The organism is Cronobacter muytjensii ATCC 51329 (assembly GCF_001277195.1).
In the GTDB taxonomy this organism is placed as follows: Bacteria; Pseudomonadota; Gammaproteobacteria; order Enterobacterales; family Enterobacteriaceae; genus Cronobacter; species Cronobacter muytjensii.
On record NZ_CP012268.1, the window covers coordinates 4,105,990 to 4,124,352 of the forward strand.

Genomic DNA, 18,363 nt, shown 5'->3' on the forward strand with positions numbered 1-18,363 from the left:
ACATTAAAAAGGGTTTTATCTGACGTAAACCTGGCTGGCTACTGGCATGATCCATTCATAGCAGGGGTTATGACTGGGGGATGGGGTAAAATGGTTAAAGCCTGGGGGGGTGTCTGGTGAAATGGCTTTTCGCAACGCTGAGCCTGCGGTTTATGACTACCTTTATGGTTTGCATAAATGCATAACATCAAAAACGCCCACCTTAATGATGGGCGTACCGCGCTGATTAAAGCCGTTCAATCTGGAAAGTTACATCACCTGTTACTTTGCCTTGTGTCGCCGTCTGACCATTTAGTTTAACGAGCTGTAACCCTAAATATTTCACAGCAACGTTAGATCTGTCACCCAGCAAATAGGGCTGATTAATATCAATAGGCGTGTTGTTAGTTTCAAAGAAACCGATACCGACGCCACGGGCGGCGTCTTCGCCGGTGGTGGTATTAGCAAATGTAGTGCCGTCAGCATTATCGTGTGTGCCAATGAACCTGACCGCCACTTTGCCATCCCAAAGGTTTTGGGCGCAGGTGGAGTTATTATCTACACCCTGAATCGACATTGAAAGTAGGGTAACAGAGGTGGATTTATCCCCTTGTTTAATCATATTACTGATATCAGAAGTAAGATTGACGCTGCTTTTATTCAATGTGACCTGACACGCTGTCGTGCTTGAGGTCACTGTCCCTGATACAGAAAGGACAGCACTCGAATCTTCAGCATGTGCCGTACTTAGAGTAATAAACGATATTAACGCGAAACCGACAAGTTTGTTTTTCATTTTACTCACCTTAAAAATGGATGAAAAAATATAACAAATGCCACTCTGCTTAGTTATGCCAGCCACCTCCTTGTTAATTGCCTGTTTCTCAGTTCAATTCTATAAAAAGAGATTGCGCGTTTTATTAATGGGAATACAAATCAGTTGGTGGCCTGGTTATAGCTAACAGATAAGGTGGTTTTTTATTACGCACCGATAACAAAGCTTGTTGTAAAAAACTATAGTTTCGGCTGGGGTTAATAACCTGTTTGCCCGGCTATCCTCAGTAAAAAAATGCCTGTCAGAGACAGGCATAGTGTGTTTACAGTCTTTCAATTTGTACCGTAACTGTACTGTTAATATTACCCGCAACCGCCTCTTGATTTTTTAACTGCACCATTTGCAGGCCAAAGGTGCCTCCTCCTTGCGCAGAAATTCGACCTGTATTTACTGGTACAAGCTCATTCTGCTCGTTAAAAATGCCGATCCCGACGCCTTTTGCCGCCGTTTCATCATTAAGAGAGTTTGTGAGCACAGTGCCATCAGCATCATCGGCAGCGCCGGTGAATTTATAGGCAATTTTACCTTCTTCCACCAGTTTGTCGCATTCGGCTCCGCCATAAACGCTGGCATGAACAATAAGGGGAGAAGTGGCATTATCACCCTGCTTAATCAGCGTATCTGAGTTTTCCAGAATAGAAACAGAGCTTTCGCTCAGCGCCACGCTGCAGGAAAACTCAGCCGGTCTCAGCGTGCCTGAAATTGCGATATTCGCGGCCATATCTGTAGCCTGTGCTGCGCTGGCCATAAGCAACGTCGCGCTTATCAGACCTGATAATACTTTTTTCATTTATTATATCCTTATTAATAAGCGATAGAGATCCTGGATTAACTGAGTAATCCAAACCGTGCTTTAAAGGCGTTCGATCTGCACCGTCAGGTTGGTCTGAATATTACCAGGCGTAGCTTCCTGGCCTTTCAGGTTCACCAGTGAAAGGTAGAGTGGGAAAGAAGCCGATAAATTGGTTGCCTCTCCGTTCTCATCTGCACTCGGGAAAGTTGCAACCGTCACATTGGGTGTAATAAGATTATGTTTCATATCGGTGAGTTGAATACCAACGCCCTGTGCGGCAGTACTGCTTGTATCCGTATTCGCCAGAGTGTTTCCTTCAATGCTATCCGCAGTCCCAAGGAATTTCAGGCCAATATTTTTATAGCCTTCATCGGCATCGCAGTTTTTTCCACCCAATTGTACATAAACATGGTCGTCTGCATTGAAAGGGTTAATATCGCTCCCCTGAACAGGTAAGCCTTCATCATCATGATGAAGCGTGAGTACATATTTACTCATTAATACGGTGCAGCCGCTTGCAGCGGTTTGCAACCGGCCATAGATAACCATATCGTGCCCGTCGTCCTGCGCTTCTGCCGGGATTGAACCGGCAATAAGCGTAGCACCCAGAGCGAGGCTTAATGCCATTTTTTTCATAATAATTTTCTCATGCAAAAAAACTGATAAGCTTACTTAGTCGGTTTTTATTTCAGAGGCGCACGACCTCAATTGTCATGGCACTTTGAATACTGCCTGCTTCCGGCGTCTGGCCATCAAGCTGCACTATTTGTAAGCCCAGACCAATTGGCGTAGTAGGATTTATAATTGGACGGTAAGTAGTAATATTGAGCGGACTGCCGTCAGGGTTATAGAGACCAACCCCTACACCTTTCGCAGCGCCTTCGCTGGTAGCCATATTGGCAAGCACTGTTCCATTGGCATTATCAACCGCGCCCGTGAATTTAATCCCGACCCGACCCGATTCAATTTTATCGATGCAAGTCAGATCACCGCCAACCGTCACGGTAAAAGTGCTTTTGAGATGAGCTGCACTGCTACCCTGTAACGGGAGTTTATCGATTGAATCGTCAAGCGCGATGGAGGTTGTTGAAGGAAGAACTGTACAATCCCCTTCGCTTGGCGCGCTTAACACACCGCTAATATCTACCACAGCGGAGCGATCTTCGGCGTGCGTTGCGCTGACAACGAAACAAGAAGAGAGTAATAAACCAAGTATCGTTTTTTTCATTTTAATATCCCTTTAAATATAAATTGGATAAAAGTAAATTAATCTTGGAGCACACCGACTTACAGACGCACAAGATCGAGGGTCAGGGTGCCATGGACGCCTCCTTCAGTCGGAGTTTGCCCATTTAATTTAACCAGTTGGAGATTAATTTCACCGACCGCCCCGTTAACAGGGATCACGCCGCCATTGATATTCAGCGGTGTTTTATTTTTATCAAACACACCGATACCAACGCCTTTGGCGCCATTTTCGCTTACATCATTATTAGCGATTACCGTACCATCAGCATCATCCGCAACGGCATGCAATTGGATAGAAAGTTTTTCTGGCGCCGGGCAAAAGCCGCCCACATTACCGATAGATATAGGTAAATTTTTGGGTGCGGTAGCGTTGGTCCCTTGCGTAATAAGCTGGTCAGTTTGACCGGTCAGAGAGACAGAGGATTCAACATAAATATAGCAGTCAGAATTACCGTTCATAACGGCGCCACTAATCTGCAGCGAGGCTGAATTATCTTCAGCACAGGCAGCGCCAGTGGCGAATAAAGAAGAGAGCACCAATGCCATTAATGCTTTTTTCATTTTCACTATCCTTATGTAAAGCAAAAAGCCTCCATGAAACCATGAAGGCTTGAGTTATGCTTACAGACGTTCGATCTGAACGGTCAGAGAGCCCTGAACGGCGCCTACGGTTGGTTCCTGGCCTGCCAGCTTCACCAGACCCAGTTGAAGTGTGTAAGCCGAAGTGGTTGCAGTTACAGTATCTTCATTAATACTCATCGCTTCGCCAGACATGTTGTAAATCCCGATACCAACACCTTTTGCAGCTGTTTCCTGGCTGGCACTGTTTGCAAGGGTAGAGCCATCGACGTTGTCAGGGGTACCGATGAATTTATAACCCAGCTTGCCTTGAGCCAGCATATCAGTGCAGCTATTATCACCGCTGACACTTAAATTAACGCCTTTCAGCGTGTTAGGTTTTTGCCCAGCTTCAACCATTGTAGAAATATCTTCGGTCAGGTTTACTGTTGCATCCGACAGGGTTACAGAGCACGTAGACTCGGTTGCGGTAACGCTACCAGTAACAGCCAGGGTGGCAGAAACATCATTTGGATTTATTGTTGCCTGAGCTGCGCCAACCATAAACAGTGTGGAAATAGCTAAACCTAAAATAGTCTTTTTCATAATAAATATCCTTATATTTTCCTTGAATGTGAAATAGGCGAAGCGCAATATCCTATTTATATAGGAGGGTAATTACACTTCCATATTTCTTTTTCCTTAAAAATTATTTAAAGGTAATTGATGTGCAACGTTATTTGTGCTTTAACGTTTCCCTTCGTGATTTTTTCGCCCGTTCTGGCATATCGTACGAAAAGAGGTAAATCAAACCCACTTTGCTTCTGTGGAAACAGGATTTCCATCGGTTTCCCAGGAAATAGCACGCTGCTATTATAAAGCATTTCTATCCCTACGCCTGACGATGGGTTTTCTGGAGCTACATTTTTAAATACCGACGGCAGTTGTGGATTATTCGCACCTTCAATATTAATGCTGGCTTTTATAGTATTCAGGCATAATAAATTAACGTTTACAGGATGACTTTTTCTGGCTCCGTTGTTTTCCAGTGCGGTTGCATCAATAGGCGGCAAATCAATCTGTGGGTTTAACACCTGAATAGCACAGTGTGCCTTCGCCGCTAATACTTTTACCGCCATATTCACTACCAGCGAGTTATCATTCAGGAATAACAGCGACGGCAGTCGAAGATTCAGCGTACCACTCTGGATTTCACCTGTTTTTACCGCCTCGATGCGAAGCTTAATATCATCGGTTGTGATAGCGGCGTGCGATAAATCAGCAATCGGTGCGCTGAAAGGTAATACCCATTCTTTGCGCGTAGCGCCTGGTTTGTCATAAATCACCGTCAGACGCAGCCCTAAACCAGTCAGGGTTGTGGAGAATGTATTAAAACCGCTCCGGGAAGCCGTTATCCTTCCGCTCAATACCTTACGGATTTGTTCACGGCATTCGCTGGTAATAGCACGATGCGAGCCGGTTAATTGTGCCAGGGATGCTTCTTTTCTGTAGAGCACAGTGCCGGTTGGCTCCGTTGCAATACGTGCTGGCAACTGTACCGTAACCGGTACGGTTAAATTAAGCGGCTCGGTTCGTTTTTCTGTTTGGCACCCTGCCGCCATGGTCAGGTCGCTATGAAAAAGCGCCGCCAGAATCGCTGCCTTAGCAAAGCGAGAAATTGTCTTTTTCATCGTCATTAATGGCACTCGATATTCAGTAAGGCGACCGGTAGTTTGGCACCACTTTTCGCCGGTAATTCCAGGGGCGCTGTGCACTGTTTCTTATCACCCCAGGTAAAACGAACGACGCCTTTATCGGGCGCGGTATTCAAATACACCTGACCTGCGTCACCAACATAATAAGTTTCGTCACTACCTTCGATGCGCGCGCGCACCAAATGGCAGATAGTTACCGTTGTATTTAACGGTAAGCACAGCTTTACGACCACTTATCGCCACAAACTGGGCCATTACAATGGCGTCCTTCGTTGGCACGACCTGAGTAGAAGTACTGGTAAAATCAACCTCTTTACTGGCCCGCGTATCGATACTTAATGAGTTGCGGTGGTATGCACGTAAATCTGGTACCAGCGCATAACCTCGCGAATCGGTCATGATATTTTGACCACCTTCCAGCGCGACATTTGGTGTGTCTGGAATGGCAACCAGTGCCATGCTGTTATTTGAGTAACGGCCAGCGGTAATACCATGACGATGAGCGACAAGGCTGCCCGATGCGTTCCAGGTAACATACTGATTTTCATCAGCGTTATAGGTTACGTTCATCTCGCCATACTGGCCCTGGTAGTCGATGCCTGCCGAACCGCTCTGGGTATCACTCTGCTCATGCTGCGAGGCATAAGAAAGTTGTGTATTCCAGCTCAGATCCTGGCGATCGCCTACTTTACCAGTGATGCCTACCTGATTCGACAAGTCGCCCTGCAAACCTGATGTCGCCGTATAGTTCACCATTGGCTGAGCGCGCGGGAATACTTCGCTAAGTGGCAGCGAAAGCGTCAGCGCCAGCTGTTTATCCCATTGCGGATCGCCTTCGTTACGCGTCATGCTGTAAGCCAGCGAAAAACTGAGCATTTTGTATGAACCGTTCCAGCCAACCTGCCACATCCGGGATACAGAATTATCTTTATTCTCGCTACGGTTCAGTGTGGTAAAGAAACTATGCGCATCCGTTACCGACTGGTTAACCGTCAGGTTGTACTCACGCCGTGTGCGTTTGTCGTCAAATAACGTTTCAGAATCCGCCCAGTCGCTGAATGACAAGTAGTCATGCAGGTAATAGCGGCTGTCCAGTTGTATCTGGGTATCCGTTTCCGGGATATCGTTACGATAAGTCAGGCGTACCATGTCGCCTGTATATTCCGGCGTATTTTCACGGCGCGCTCTGCTACGCGTAACATCCACGGCAATACCGCCCAGGCTCTTAAAATCAAAACCCAAACCCAGGCTGAACGCTTTATATTTTTCATGGTACTGACTACCGCCATACACGGTAGTATTAAGCGGTAAGCCCCAGGACAGAGACGCCTGCAGAATTTCCGGTTTTTTATTCCCGGATTCGGAAGACGAAAGATAGTGGCCTACGGCCAGGTTATATTTTACCTGCCAGGTACGCAGAAGCTGTGGGACGCTGGAATAGGCAACAGTGCTGCGTGACTCAGAGCCGTCAGCTTCAGTCACGACGACTTCAAGTTTTCCGCCATTTGAAACCGACGATAGATCGCTTATCACAAAAGGCCCAGGCGGCACAGAACGTTGATAAACAACGTTACCGTTTTCGCGCACCGTTACGCGCGCATTACTTTTAGCAATACCACGAATAATCGGCGCAAAGCCTGTAAGCTGATCCGGGATCATGTCATCATCCGAACTTAGCTGTACACCTCGAATCAGTAAGCTATCAAATACATCTCCAGTTGTGCTGTCATCGCCCAGAGTCAATTCACCTTTTAAGGTGTGGATAGCTGTTTCCACATAATTACTGATGCTCTTCCAGCTTTCCTCATTACTGACCGTTGAGTTATTACGATAACGCCAGCGTCCTATGTTTACGCCATTAGTCAGGTTAGCGAAGACTGAGTTTGAAACGCCGTCATTACGCGATAAATATTGCTGCCCGGAAAGTTGGTACATTGTGGTCAGCGCAGGAATACCATCGTCCCACTCCTCCTCAGGAATGCCCATGAGCGATTCATCACGTAGTACCGTTTGGGGGATAGCAATCTCAAGCGCCATTTTTGAGAAATCAAAAGTGGTTTTTGTACCCGGCAATTGTTCTTCCATCGGTTCACAGGTGTTTTTAACTTCATTATCCTGTGCTTTGGAATCCACTTTGCTCATATCCACCCCCAGCTTCTGATAAGTTTTAAAAGAGAGGCATGGAACAAGTTGCTTCTCTTTATTCAACTCAAACCGAATGCTACTGACCATGACTACACTGCCATTTACACTAATGTGTACCCGGTAAGTCCCGGGCGGTTGATAACCTTGGCTCAGCAAGCTGGTATCGCTAATAGCTGCGTTACCATTCACTGCTTGTAACAGGCCCGGGTCAAAATATTCACTTGCTAATACTGACCTGGAAAATATTGCCGTTGCTACAAAAGCGGCAAGCCACTTAATCCTTGTGCTGCACATAACGCCCTTTTATTTGAGACGTTGTGTAAATTTTTTGGATGCAACGCCAAAATCGTTAACAGCACTCCACTCGACATTTGCGCCGGCAGCTGGGGTGTGTTTAAGGTGGTAAGTCTTGTTTCCAAAAGGTGGGATAACAGTATTATTGTCAATAACGGAAACCGGTATCGACTCTTTATCTACAGATATATTGTCCAAAACCACGTAAAACGCTGAAGTATTATCAACTTTTGCTGTATTACCTGAAACGGACCAGCTCAGGTTTTTAACCGCATCACCCGGATCGCCCTTCAGACCTTCAGGACGGAAGAAGAATTTAATGCGGTTGTTGATCGCCAGCACCATACGGTTTTCAACTTTCGACTCTTCATCATTTAAACCAGGTACGCCTTTGACGTCCAACCAGAACAAGCTCTCACGGTCAGCAGGTAAACCGTTGCCCAGATAAACAATGCGTATAACATTATCGCTTTTAGGTGCTAAACGAAATAAAGGAGGCGTTACAACAAACGGCAGGTTTTTTTTAACCGTGCTGTCGCCAGCATCCAGCCACGATTGAATAAGATAGGCTCGCTCTTCATTACTATGAACAGTAACAGATGCGTCTCCATCTTTTTCATTGTAAATCAGTCGATCAGCATTTAAGGTTAATGCAGCACTGGACATTCCTGACCAGAAAGCCGCAGTTAAAAGAGTTGTCAGCAGCAGTTTTTTCATTTTCAATCCATAAAAATTGAGAGAGACCTGTGGAGTGCATCATCAAAGATTTAACTCACAGGTATATGTTTATAAAAATAAAAGTAGAACCTTTTATTTTGGTCCGTTAATAACAATCGTACTGAACTAACACCATTTACTTTGTGTTTAAATTCCACTTCTACATAAAAGAGTAACGCGCCCTCTTGCGCTGGCTTTACGAAAAACGTTATAAACAACCGTACACTTTCCATACAGCGCATAAGTACAACATGGGATGTTCCAATGTTGTTTTACGCTTTATTAGCAAGCGGCGTTAGGTTTATTGATATTTTCCGTAATTTTCATTCCAGCGCAAGGGAAATTATAATAGTGGAATTTTTATACCCTATGGGAAATTAACGTTAACTCTCTCATTACGGCATCCTGCTGCTGCACAAACACGGCACAATACTGTATTGCCTATGCTGTTTACATGCGGTCAATTTGAATTGTCAATGAGCTTTGCACTGAACCGGGAGCGGGGGATTGATTTTTTAGTTTTACCATCGCCAGGTGGAAAGGATAATTGTTAACGCCTGCCATAGCATACCGGGAGCTAACATTCGGCATAATAATTTCGCCTGCTGCATCATAAATACCTACGCCAACACCTTTAGCAGCGGCACTCCCTTCATCGGCGTTACTAAGCGCAGAGCCATCTCCGGCAGCATTACCTATGAAATTAAGCGCAACACCACTGCAGTTGCTACCTGTTAACATGGCAGATACCGCATCACGAGCAACAGCATCCGGGAGGAAAGTGCCCTGTTCAGGTAAAGAGGCAACATCCTGATTTGGTAAATGCACGAGTGATCGGCTCAACTCTATAGCGCAACTGCCGGTACTGTCCTGTACTGAACCACTAATATTTAGTGTTGCTGGAATATCATCCGCGGCAGTAGCTGTAGCAGAAGCCAGTACGCTGCCTACTGCAACGATTAACAGTAATTTTTTCATCATGGAGTCCTGTAATTGAATAACGACTGCCCTGTACGTGAGTTATTTAATCCAGATGACAAACTTCGTCTTGTTCAGCTCTACGATTACCAGGCTGTTTCGATCATAGTATGGGCCCGTAAAATTAGTCAAACTCCGCCTGTAACGTAGCGCCCCTTAAAAAGTAAATATATTATTTTCTTGAATGTGTTTTTCTGTTTTTTTTATCGTGATGGGATTGTTTATCAATGTATAACCTGCGCATCGAAACTTGTTTTTCGGAGGGGTAGCTGATTTTATTTATTTTAAAAATAAATGACGGCGTTTAATTGATGGGATTGATTGGTGATGTTCTAAAAAAGGAATAGATTATTTGCGGTGTAAATATGTTGCTTCGGAGTCAAAACAGGAAGCATTGTTTACGCATTCGAGTATTTTTCCGTTTCCGGCATCCAGCGTTCAATCAGCGCTTGTGCGTGTTCCGGATATTGCTCATGGATATGGCGGGCGATACGCTGCACTTGCGGGATAACCGCCTGATCACGCAACAAATCTGCAACTTTAAATTCAGCATTGCCCGTCTGGCGTGTACCGAGCAGCTCGCCGGGCCCGCGGATTTCCAGATCTTTTTGCGCAATCACAAAGCCGTCATTACTGTCGCGCAACACCTGCAGGCGCAGTTGTGCGGTTTTCGACAATGGAGATTTATAAAGGAGTACGCAGTGGGAAGCCACGGCACCGCGTCCGACACGTCCACGTAACTGATGTAACTGCGCGAGACCGAGACGCTCCGGATTTTCGATAATCATCAGGCTGGCATTAGGGACATCCACACCAACTTCAATCACGGTCGTCGCCACAAGAAGATGCATCTCCCCTTGCTTAAACGCTTGCATCACCGCCTGCTTTTCTGCAGGTTTCATACGCCCATGCACCAGCCCCACATTAAGATTAGGCAACGTGGCTTTAAGCTCTTCCCATGTCGCCTCTGCCGCTTGCGCTTCCAGGAGGTCCGACTCTTCTATCAGTGTACAGACCCAGTAAGCCTGACGGCCCTCCTGACAGGCGCTGCGTACGCGCTCAATAATCTCGCTACGGCGGGTGTCCGCGATGGCAACGGTCGTGACCGGTGTGCGCCCTGGCGGAAGTTCATCAATCACAGAGGTGTCGAGATCCGCGTACGCAGTCATCGCCAGCGTTCGGGGAATTGGCGTCGCTGTCATTATAAGCTGATGGGGATGAAAGCCCTGCTGTTGGCCCTTTTCCCAGAGCGCCAGGCGCTGATGCACGCCAAAGCGATGCTGTTCGTCAATGATGACCAGCGCCAGACCGTTGAACTGCACCTGTTCCTGAAAAATCGCATGAGTGCCGACAACCATCGATACCTTACCGCTTGCGATAGCGTCTTGCTGAGCCTGGCGCGCCTTCCCTTTCTGCTTACCCGCCAGCCAGCCGACTTCAATGCCGAGCGGTGCGAACCAGTTGCGAAAGTTATTAGCGTGCTGCTCGGCCAGGAGCTCTGTCGGTGCCATCAGCGCCACCTGTTTGCCGTTGGCAATCGCGCGCAGCGCGGCAAGCGCGGCCACTAACGTTTTACCGGAACCGACATCGCCCTGCACCAGCCGCATCATCGGGATATCCAGCGCCATATCGCGTTCGACTTCCGCCACTACGCGCGCCTGAGCGTTCGTCGGTTTGAAGGGCAGCGAGGCGAGCAGCTGGTTTTTGAGCGAGTCTTTCGCAGTGAGCGCCAGCGCATGATAACGCTGTGCACCGGCGCGTAGTGCCAGCATGCTCAGGTTGTGCGCCAACAGTTCTTCAAGAATCAGCCTGCGCTGCGCCGGGTGTTGACCGCTTTCTAAATCTTCGAGCTTCATATCCGGCGGCGGGCGGTGTAGTGTGCGCAACGCCTCCGGCAGACTCATCAGCCCCTGCGATAGCTCTGGCGGCAGCAGCTCAGCGATAGCGCAGGTATCCAGCAGCTCCAGCGCCTGCTCGGTAAGCTTACGCAACGTTGCCTGGCGAACGCCTTCGGTCGTCGGATAAACCGGCGTCAGGGTCTCCTGCATTTCCGGCGTACTCAAATCGCCCTGAATACGGTATTCAGGGTGAATCATCTCCGCGCCGAATTTGCCACGTTTCGCTTCGCCATACGCCAGTACCCGGCGACCAGCCGACAGGCTGTTTTTCATCGCTGCGTTGAAATTGAAAAAGCGCATCGTCAGGATACCGGTGCCGTCGCTTATCTGGCAGGTCATCATACGACGGCCACCAAACGTGATATTGCAGTTCAGCACTTCGCCTTCTACCGTGGCATATACGCCGGGCAGAAGATCGTTGATGGGATAAAGATGGGTGCGGTCTTCATAGCGCAGAGGAAAATGCAACAGCAGATCCTGTACGGTATGCAGACCGATTTTTGCGAGCTTTGCGCTCTGGCTGGCGCCCACGCCGGTCAGTGAGCTTAACGGTACGGCATCCAGCAGACGGCCGCGCATCGCTTACTCCGCGGCCTGCATGGTGGCCCACCAGGACTGTGGCGCATCGATCTCGCCCTGCTCATTCACGCGAGGGTAGGGCAGGCCTTTACGCTTCGCCACGTTTGCCAGCACCGGGTAGCCGCCTTCAAACAGCAGACGTTGCTGCTCATCTTCAGGCAACGCGCTGTTGGCACGCTGGTACATGCCCGCGTTTTGCCGCTGACGCTGCGCTTCGTAAAGGATTAACGCCGAAGCGACAGAAACGTTGAGCGACTGCACCATGCCGATCATCGGAATGATGATGTCCTGGTCGGCAAGGCGTAGCGCTTCCTCAGTGATACCGGTTTTTTCCTGCCCCATCAGGATGCAGGTCGGCCGCGTATAGTCGATTTCGCGAAAATCTACAGCTTTATCAGAGAGATGTGTTGCGAGGATCTGCATGCCGCGCGCTTTCAGATGGCCCACAGCTTCGCTAATAGTGCGGTGCGTTTTGACTTCCACCCAGCTGTTGCTGCCTGCGGCGGAAGAGGCCATCGTGCGCATCCGGTTTCCCGGCCAGACGGCGTGGACTTCATGGACGCCCACCGCGTCTGCGGTACGGATAATAGCCGAGACGTTATGAGGCTTATGAACCTGCTCCATGCAGACGGTCAGATCAGGCTGACGCCGGGCCAGCATCTCGCAGATACGCGCGTAACGCTGAGAATTCATAAAGTTAGTTTCTGTTACGAGTGACTTTAATCACGTCCGGCATCACGCGAATTTTACGCATGATATTCGCCAGATGAACGCGATCGCGCGCCGTGAGGCGAATGAAGGCGCTGTAAACGCGGCCATCTTTCTCTTCAGTGTTCAGGCTCTGAATATTAGAACCTGCGGTATTGATTGCCGCCGTGAGGTTCGCCAGTGCGCCCTGGTGGTTAAACATATCCACCTTAATTTCGGTGATGAACTCTTGCTCAGTCTCTTTATCCCATTCCACCGCCATAAATTTCTCAGGCTCTTTCTGGTAGCCACGAATATTTCGACAGGATTCATGATGGATAACGAGGCCTTTGCCAGGACTGACGTGCGCGACGATCGGGTCGCCCGGAATCGGGCGACAGCATTTAGCGAAGGTAATCAACACGCCGTCCGCGCCTTTAATCGGCAGATGACTGTGACCTGATGCCGGCACGCTCGGCTGATTGCTGGTGGCCGCTTCGCCCTGCAGCAGGTTTTTCGCAACCACGACGCTCATCGCGTTGCCAAGGCCGATTTCCGCCAGCAGATCGTCAAGCGTGGCGAGCTTCATGCGCTCCAGTTCACGCTGGATGTGTTCCGGCGGGATTTCCGCCAGTTTACGGCTGCCGCCCAGCGCATGGTTCAGCAGACGGCGACCCAGGCTTACCGAATCATCGCGCTTGAGGTTTTTCAGCATCTGGCGGATTTTGGCACGCGCTTTGGAGCTCACGACAAAGTTCAGCCAGGCGGCGTTCGGACGAGCGCCTGGCGCTGTGATAATTTCTACCGTCTGACCGCTGGAAAGCGACTGGGAGAGCGGATAGGGCTGGCGATCTACGCGAGCGCCCACGCAGGCGTGGCCGATATCCGTATGCACCGCATACGCGAAATCGACCGGCGTCGCGCCTGCCGGCAACTCGACAATGCGCCCTTCCGGCGTGAAAACGTAAATCTCATCCGGGAAAAGATCGGATTTAACGCTCTCGATAAATTCAAAGGAACTGCCCGCACTCTGCTGAAGCTCCAGCAGGCTTTGCATCCAGCGCTGGGCGCGGATCTGCGCAGTGGTGCTGCTTTCGCCATGCTCTTTATAAGCCCAGTGCGCCGCGACACCCATTTCTGCCATCTGGTCCATATCTTCGGTGCGGATTTGCACCTCGACAGGCACGCCATGAGGACCAATCATGGAGGTATGAAGCGACTGATAGCCGTTCGCCTTTGGAATGGCGATGTAATCTTTCATTCGGCCGGGGCGAGGCTTGTAAAGGCTGTGCATCTGGCCAAGCACGCGGTAACAGGTATCGACATCCTTTACGATCACGCGAAACGCGTAGATATCCATAATGGAGTGAAACCGCTGCTCCTTCAGCACCATCTTGCAATAGATGGAGTAGAGGTGTTTTTCGCGACCGCTGACGCGGCATGGAATACCCGCTTCCTGTAAACGTCCTTCGATTTCAGAAAGGATTTTCTGAATCATCTCTTTACGATTCCCGCGCGCGGCCTTAACGACCTCTTTAATAACGCGGTAACGGTTAGGATGGAGCGCTTCGAAACCCAGCTCTTCCAGTTCGGTTTTCAGATGATGAATACCGAGGCGGTGAGCCAGTGGGCTATAAATCTCAAGGGTTTCACGGGCAATACGACGACGCTTATCCGGGCGAAGCGAGCCCAGCGTGCGCATATTATGGGTACGGTCAGCGAGTTTGATCAGAATGACGCGGATATCCTGCACCATCGCCATGATCATTTTGCGAAAGTTTTCGGCTTGCGCTTCTTTTTTGTCGCGGAATTTCAGCTTATCGAGCTTAGAAACCCCTTCCACCAGTTCGGCAACGCTTTTACCGAACAGCTGTTCCATATCCTGGTAGGTAGCAGGCGTGTCTTCAATCACATCATGCAGTAGCGCAGCCATCAACGTTTCATAGTCGAGTTTCATTTCGGCCAGAATACAGGCCACGGCTACTGGATGAGTGATGTAGGGTTCGCCACTTGAACGTGTCTGTCCCTCGTGAGCATCACGTGCAACGAGATAAGCCTGCTGCAGACGCTTGATCTGGTCCGCAGGCAGGTATTGTTGAATCAGTTGATTCAGGCTTTCAAACAGATACAAGGGCTACCCGCACAAGTTATTAACGACGGCCTTCAGCGATTGCGGTAACGGCCTGCAGTTCTGCGGCTTCCTGCTCCTGCTGCTCCTGGCGCTCACGTACGTCGAGGATCTGGTTGTTAATCAGACCTTCTTCAATTTCACGCAGCGCAATAACAGTGGTTTTATCGTTTTCTTCCGGTACCAGCGGATCTTTGCCGCCTACCTGCATCTGACGAGCGCGACGCGCGGCGACCAGTACCAGGTCAAAACGGTTACCAATTTTCTCTACAGCGTCCTGAACAGTTACGCGTGCCATATTTAAAAAGCTCCACAGGTGAAGAAATGACTGGGCATGATACTGAAACTACGCTCAGTCTGCCAATAGTTTGGTGATTAAAGCGTCATGTCGCTGCTTCTGGCGGCTCATACGCAGACGTTCGGCGCGCAGAATGATTTTTAAGTCAGACAGCGCCGTATCAAAATCGTCGTTAACGATAAGGTAATCGTACTCTGCATAGTGGCTCATTTCCGCTACGGCCTGCGCCATACGCTTTGCAATCACCTCTTCGCTATCCTGACCACGACCACGCAGGCGGCGGTTAAGCTCTTCCTTTGATGGCGGCAGGATAAAAATACTGCGCGCGTGCGGCATTTTTTCACGGATTTGCCGCGCGCCCTGCCAGTCGATATCCAGGAAAACATCTACGCCGGTCGCCAGCACCTGTTCAATCGCGGCGCGCGACGTCCCGTAATAGTTGCCAAACACTTCCGCATGTTCAAGAAACGCATCTTCGGCAATCATCGCTCGAAAACGATCATGATTAACGAAAAAGTAGTGTTCCCCATGCACTTCGCCAGGACGCGGCTCGCGGGTGGTATGCGACACCGACACTTGTGAGTCATAGAGCGGTTGCGTCTTTAAAAAAGCCTGAATAAGGCTGGATTTACCCGCGCCACTGGGAGCGGAAACAATATAAAGCGTGCCTTGAGCCATGTGGTATTTACGTCTGTTGGTATGCGAATAGAGGTGCGTATACCGCCTTATTATACACGTCGCGCTACGCTGGCGCAGTCTTTGTCGCAGGGTTAGCGCCTCTTTGCGCGATTTTGCGAGACATTATCCAGAAAAATTGTCTCGTTTATGCAACAGACGAAATACCCCGGAAAACCTCTCGTAAAACCCAACAGTCTGTGTCGCCTCAGAAAAGCGCCATGTATTACCGTCTCTTCAGGAAAGCGAAGGGGGTGAAATGTGCGCATCACGATTACTTTGTTCTGGATGAGCCTGACATGTGGTTGCGCCCACGCTGTCTGCCCTGACTGGACCATTGCGCAGGCGCAACAGGAGGTCAAGGCATTGCAAAGCCAGTTGGCGCGCTGGGAGGAGGCCTACTGGCTGCGGGGCGAAAATAAAGTCAGCGACGCGGTGTATGACGGTATGCGTCAGCGGCTAAAAGAGTGGCAGGGCTGTTTTTCGCTGGCTACGGTCAACGATGCCCCTGCGTCTGTGGCGGCGGGACGAACGCCACATCCTGTGGCGCATACTGGTGTGCAAAAACTCAGAGATGCCGCGTCGCTTTCCCAATGGATGCAGGGAAAAACGGATCTTTGGGTACAACCGAAAGTGGACGGCGTGGCTGTTTCTCTGGTTTACCGCAATGGCCAGCTCCAGCAGGTAATTAGCCGTGGCAATGGGCTGCAAGGCGAAGACTGGACAGCGCGAGCGCGCCATATTCCCGCTATTCCTCAGCAGGTTGGTGGCGAGCTTGCCGACAGCGTATTGCAGGGTGAGCTCTTTTTGCGGCGTGAAGGGCATCGGCAGCAGTACGATGGTGGCGTTAATGCGCGCGCTCGCGTGGCAGGTGCGATGATGCGCAACGCGGCGTCTGCGGTTCTTGACGATCTGGATATCTTAATCTGGGCATGGCCGGATGGCCCGCAGGAGATGAAAGCGCGCCTTGCCATACTGGCGGAAGGTGGGTTTCCTTTGGCGAAAACCTGGAGCCAGCCGGTCAATACGGCGGCAGACGTTGCCCGCTGGCGTGAACGGTGGTTCAGTGAGGCGCTGCCGTTTGTCACCGATGGCGTAGTCATTCGTGCGTCCCACGAGCCGCCCGGAAAAAGCTGGCGCCCGGGGGAGGGTTTTTGGGTAGCGGCATGGAAATATCCGCCAGTGAAACAGATTACGGAAGTGAAGGCGTTACGTTTTGCCGTGGGTCGAACCGGCAAGATAAGTGTGGTAGCCCAGCTTGAGCCCGTTGCGCTGGATGACAAACAAGTCACGAAAGTGAGCATAGGGTCTCTGGCGCGCTGGGAGAGACTGGATCTTGCCGAAGGCGATCAGGTACAGGTGAGTCTGGCAGGGCAAGGGATCCCACGGCTTGATGCCGTCATCTGGCGGCCCACGCAGCGTAATAAGCCTGAACCACCGGCGGCTCGCTTTGACGCGCTGAGCTGTTTATACGCGTCACAGATGTGTGAGGAACAGTTTATTGCCCGTCTTGTCTGGCTTAGTGGTGAATCTATACTGGGGATAGAAGGAGCAGGTGAGGCGACATGGCGTCAGCTGTGGCGCAGCCACCATTTCGCACACCTGTTTTCCTGGCTTGCTCTTAGTAACGATGCGTTGAAACAGACGCCGGGCTTTAGCGCCCGTCGCGCAGCACAGCTCTGGCATCAGTTTAACCTTACGCGGCGACAACCGTTTCAGCGTTGGGTGAAAGCGCTGGGGCTCCCCTTACCGGCACGTGCCTGGCTGGCTCTCACTGACGATAACTGGCATCAGCTTCAGACGCGCAATGAGCATAGCTGGCAACAGCTCCCAGGCGTTGGCGCAGAAAGGGCACGCCAGATTGTCAGTTATATCCACCATCCAGATATCACAGCACTGGCGCAGTGGCTGGCCCGGCAGAAAATCGCTGGGTTTGAACTGCCAGGCCCCGCCGGGGAATGATGATGCGGCTTGTCAGTTCAGGCTCATTTACCGGCGAAAGAACCGTGACGGGCGTAATCGTCAGTGCGTTTCAGCACGGTAATGAAAAACCGGCAGGCCGAGACGAAAGCGCAGCGCCAGCAGACGCGCGGTAAAACCGAACAGCAGAGTTGCTATCACCACAACGTCGTGACTGGAGATATAGTGCTCCAGCGCGATATACAACACCGCAGAGGTAAAAGAAATACCGGCGTAGAGCTCTTTCTGAAATACGAGCGGAATGCGTTTGCAAAACATATCCCGCAATACGCCGCCAAAGACGCCTGTCACCACAGCGGCTATGGAAGCGATGATTGGGCCTTCACCCATATCCAGTGCGATTTGCGCGCCGATAATTGAAAAAACGACCAGCCCCAGCGCATCCAGAATCAGGAAAAGGCGTCGCAGATGAGGCATCAGAGGAGCAACGAAGGTCGTAACGACTGCCGCCGCGGCAACGATCACGACATATTCCGGGTGCTTTACCCAGCCGAGCGGGTAATGTCCCAGCAGAATGTCTCTGACAGAGCCGCCGCCAAGCGCGGTCGCGGTCGCGATAATAATGACGCCAAAGGTGTCCATCCGGCGACGCCCGGCCGCCAGTGCGCCGGTCATCGCTTCCGCGGTAATTCCAATCAGGTACAGCACATGTAATAACATCGTTTCCTCCGGTAGCAGCCCGGGAAGGGTAACGATTAGAGCACGGCGGAACGATTGATATTTTCTAAAGTAAGGAGTTTCGGATTAGATTTTCTAAGGTGAAAGGGCAAGGACGAATTCGTGTTTCGGTTGGGGAAAAGGTTTACGGCGTAGGGCATCCCGGAACTATAGCCGGCGAAAAAAGGGCCCTGACAGG

At 50.3% G+C, this 18,363-nt stretch carries 16 protein-coding genes and 1 pseudogene; 1 reads left to right on the forward strand and 16 read right to left on the reverse strand.

From position 1 onward, the window contains the following. Positions 1–226: 226 nt before the first annotated feature. The 15 genes and pseudogenes from AFK63_RS18770 to gmk all read right to left on the reverse strand — a co-directional run bounded on the left by AFK63_RS18770 (position 227) and on the right by gmk (position 15,530). Positions 227–775, reverse strand: coding sequence for a fimbrial protein (locus AFK63_RS18770; protein ID WP_038866509.1), 549 nt, complete (start codon positions 773–775; stop codon positions 227–229). 301 nt (positions 776–1,076) lie between these two features. Continuing rightward, positions 1,077–1,604, reverse strand: a complete 528-nt coding sequence (locus AFK63_RS18775) for a fimbrial protein (RefSeq protein ID WP_038866511.1) — start codon at positions 1,602–1,604, stop codon at positions 1,077–1,079. Positions 1,605–1,667: 63 nt separating this feature from the next. Beyond that, positions 1,668–2,243 (reverse strand): fimbrial protein, encoded by a 576-nt coding sequence (locus AFK63_RS18780; protein WP_050568192.1) that lies wholly within the window; start codon positions 2,241–2,243, stop codon positions 1,668–1,670. 52 nt (positions 2,244–2,295) lie between these two features. Next, positions 2,296–2,835 (reverse strand): fimbrial protein, encoded by a 540-nt coding sequence (locus tag AFK63_RS18785; protein ID WP_038866512.1) that lies wholly within the window; start codon positions 2,833–2,835, stop codon positions 2,296–2,298. A 59-nt stretch (positions 2,836–2,894) separates the two neighbouring features. Next, entirely contained in the window at positions 2,895–3,416 is a 522-nt protein-coding gene (locus tag AFK63_RS18790) for a fimbrial protein (RefSeq protein ID WP_038866519.1), read from the reverse strand. Between the two features lie 60 nt (positions 3,417–3,476). Beyond that, positions 3,477–4,019 carry a fimbrial protein gene (locus tag AFK63_RS18795; RefSeq protein WP_038866521.1) on the reverse strand — a complete coding sequence of 181 codons (543 nt, stop codon included), beginning with the start codon at positions 4,017–4,019 and terminating at the stop codon, positions 3,477–3,479. Between the two features lie 107 nt (positions 4,020–4,126). Then, positions 4,127–5,110: a fimbrial protein gene (locus AFK63_RS18800; protein ID WP_071603757.1), complete on the reverse strand. Its 984-nt coding sequence runs from the start codon at positions 5,108–5,110 to the stop codon at positions 4,127–4,129. Continuing rightward, positions 5,110–7,567, reverse strand: a pseudogene (locus AFK63_RS18805) (fimbria/pilus outer membrane usher protein). Before AFK63_RS18805 ends, AFK63_RS18800 begins: the two are co-directional and overlap by 1 nt. Before the next feature lie 9 nt (positions 7,568–7,576). Further along, on the reverse strand, positions 7,577–8,284 hold the full coding sequence (locus AFK63_RS18810; protein WP_038866523.1) for a fimbrial biogenesis chaperone: 708 nt from the start codon (positions 8,282–8,284) through the stop codon (positions 7,577–7,579). A 450-nt stretch (positions 8,285–8,734) separates the two neighbouring features. Then, positions 8,735–9,265 carry a fimbrial protein gene (locus AFK63_RS20880; protein WP_081642096.1) on the reverse strand — a complete coding sequence of 177 codons (531 nt, stop codon included), beginning with the start codon at positions 9,263–9,265 and terminating at the stop codon, positions 8,735–8,737. 395 nt (positions 9,266–9,660) lie between these two features. Then, on the reverse strand, positions 9,661–11,739 hold the full coding sequence (gene recG / locus AFK63_RS18815) for an ATP-dependent DNA helicase RecG (RefSeq protein WP_038866525.1): 2,079 nt from the start codon (positions 11,737–11,739) through the stop codon (positions 9,661–9,663). Positions 11,740–11,742: 3 nt separating this feature from the next. Next, the gene (trmH, locus tag AFK63_RS18820; protein ID WP_038866528.1) at positions 11,743–12,432 is read right to left on the reverse strand and encodes a tRNA (guanosine(18)-2'-O)-methyltransferase TrmH; all 690 of its coding nucleotides are present in this window, start codon (positions 12,430–12,432) and stop codon (positions 11,743–11,745) included. A gap of 4 nt (positions 12,433–12,436) precedes the next feature. Beyond that, positions 12,437–14,557, reverse strand: a complete 2,121-nt coding sequence (spoT, locus tag AFK63_RS18825; protein WP_038866530.1) for a bifunctional GTP diphosphokinase/guanosine-3',5'-bis pyrophosphate 3'-pyrophosphohydrolase — start codon at positions 14,555–14,557, stop codon at positions 12,437–12,439. 19 nt (positions 14,558–14,576) lie between these two features. Next, positions 14,577–14,852: a DNA-directed RNA polymerase subunit omega gene (gene rpoZ, locus AFK63_RS18830; protein ID WP_000135058.1), complete on the reverse strand. Its 276-nt coding sequence runs from the start codon at positions 14,850–14,852 to the stop codon at positions 14,577–14,579. 54 nt (positions 14,853–14,906) lie between these two features. Beyond that, on the reverse strand, positions 14,907–15,530 hold the full coding sequence (gmk, locus tag AFK63_RS18835; protein WP_038866533.1) for a guanylate kinase: 624 nt from the start codon (positions 15,528–15,530) through the stop codon (positions 14,907–14,909). Between the two features lie 258 nt (positions 15,531–15,788). Between gmk and ligB the strand changes: the two genes are divergently transcribed. Further along, entirely contained in the window at positions 15,789–17,489 is a 1,701-nt protein-coding gene (ligB, locus tag AFK63_RS18840; protein ID WP_038866536.1) for an NAD-dependent DNA ligase LigB, read from the forward strand. A gap of 60 nt (positions 17,490–17,549) precedes the next feature. Here ligB and AFK63_RS18845 read toward each other — a convergent pair whose 3' ends face one another. Continuing rightward, positions 17,550–18,167 carry a trimeric intracellular cation channel family protein gene (locus AFK63_RS18845; protein ID WP_038866538.1) on the reverse strand — a complete coding sequence of 206 codons (618 nt, stop codon included), beginning with the start codon at positions 18,165–18,167 and terminating at the stop codon, positions 17,550–17,552. Positions 18,168–18,363: the final 196 nt, after the last annotated feature.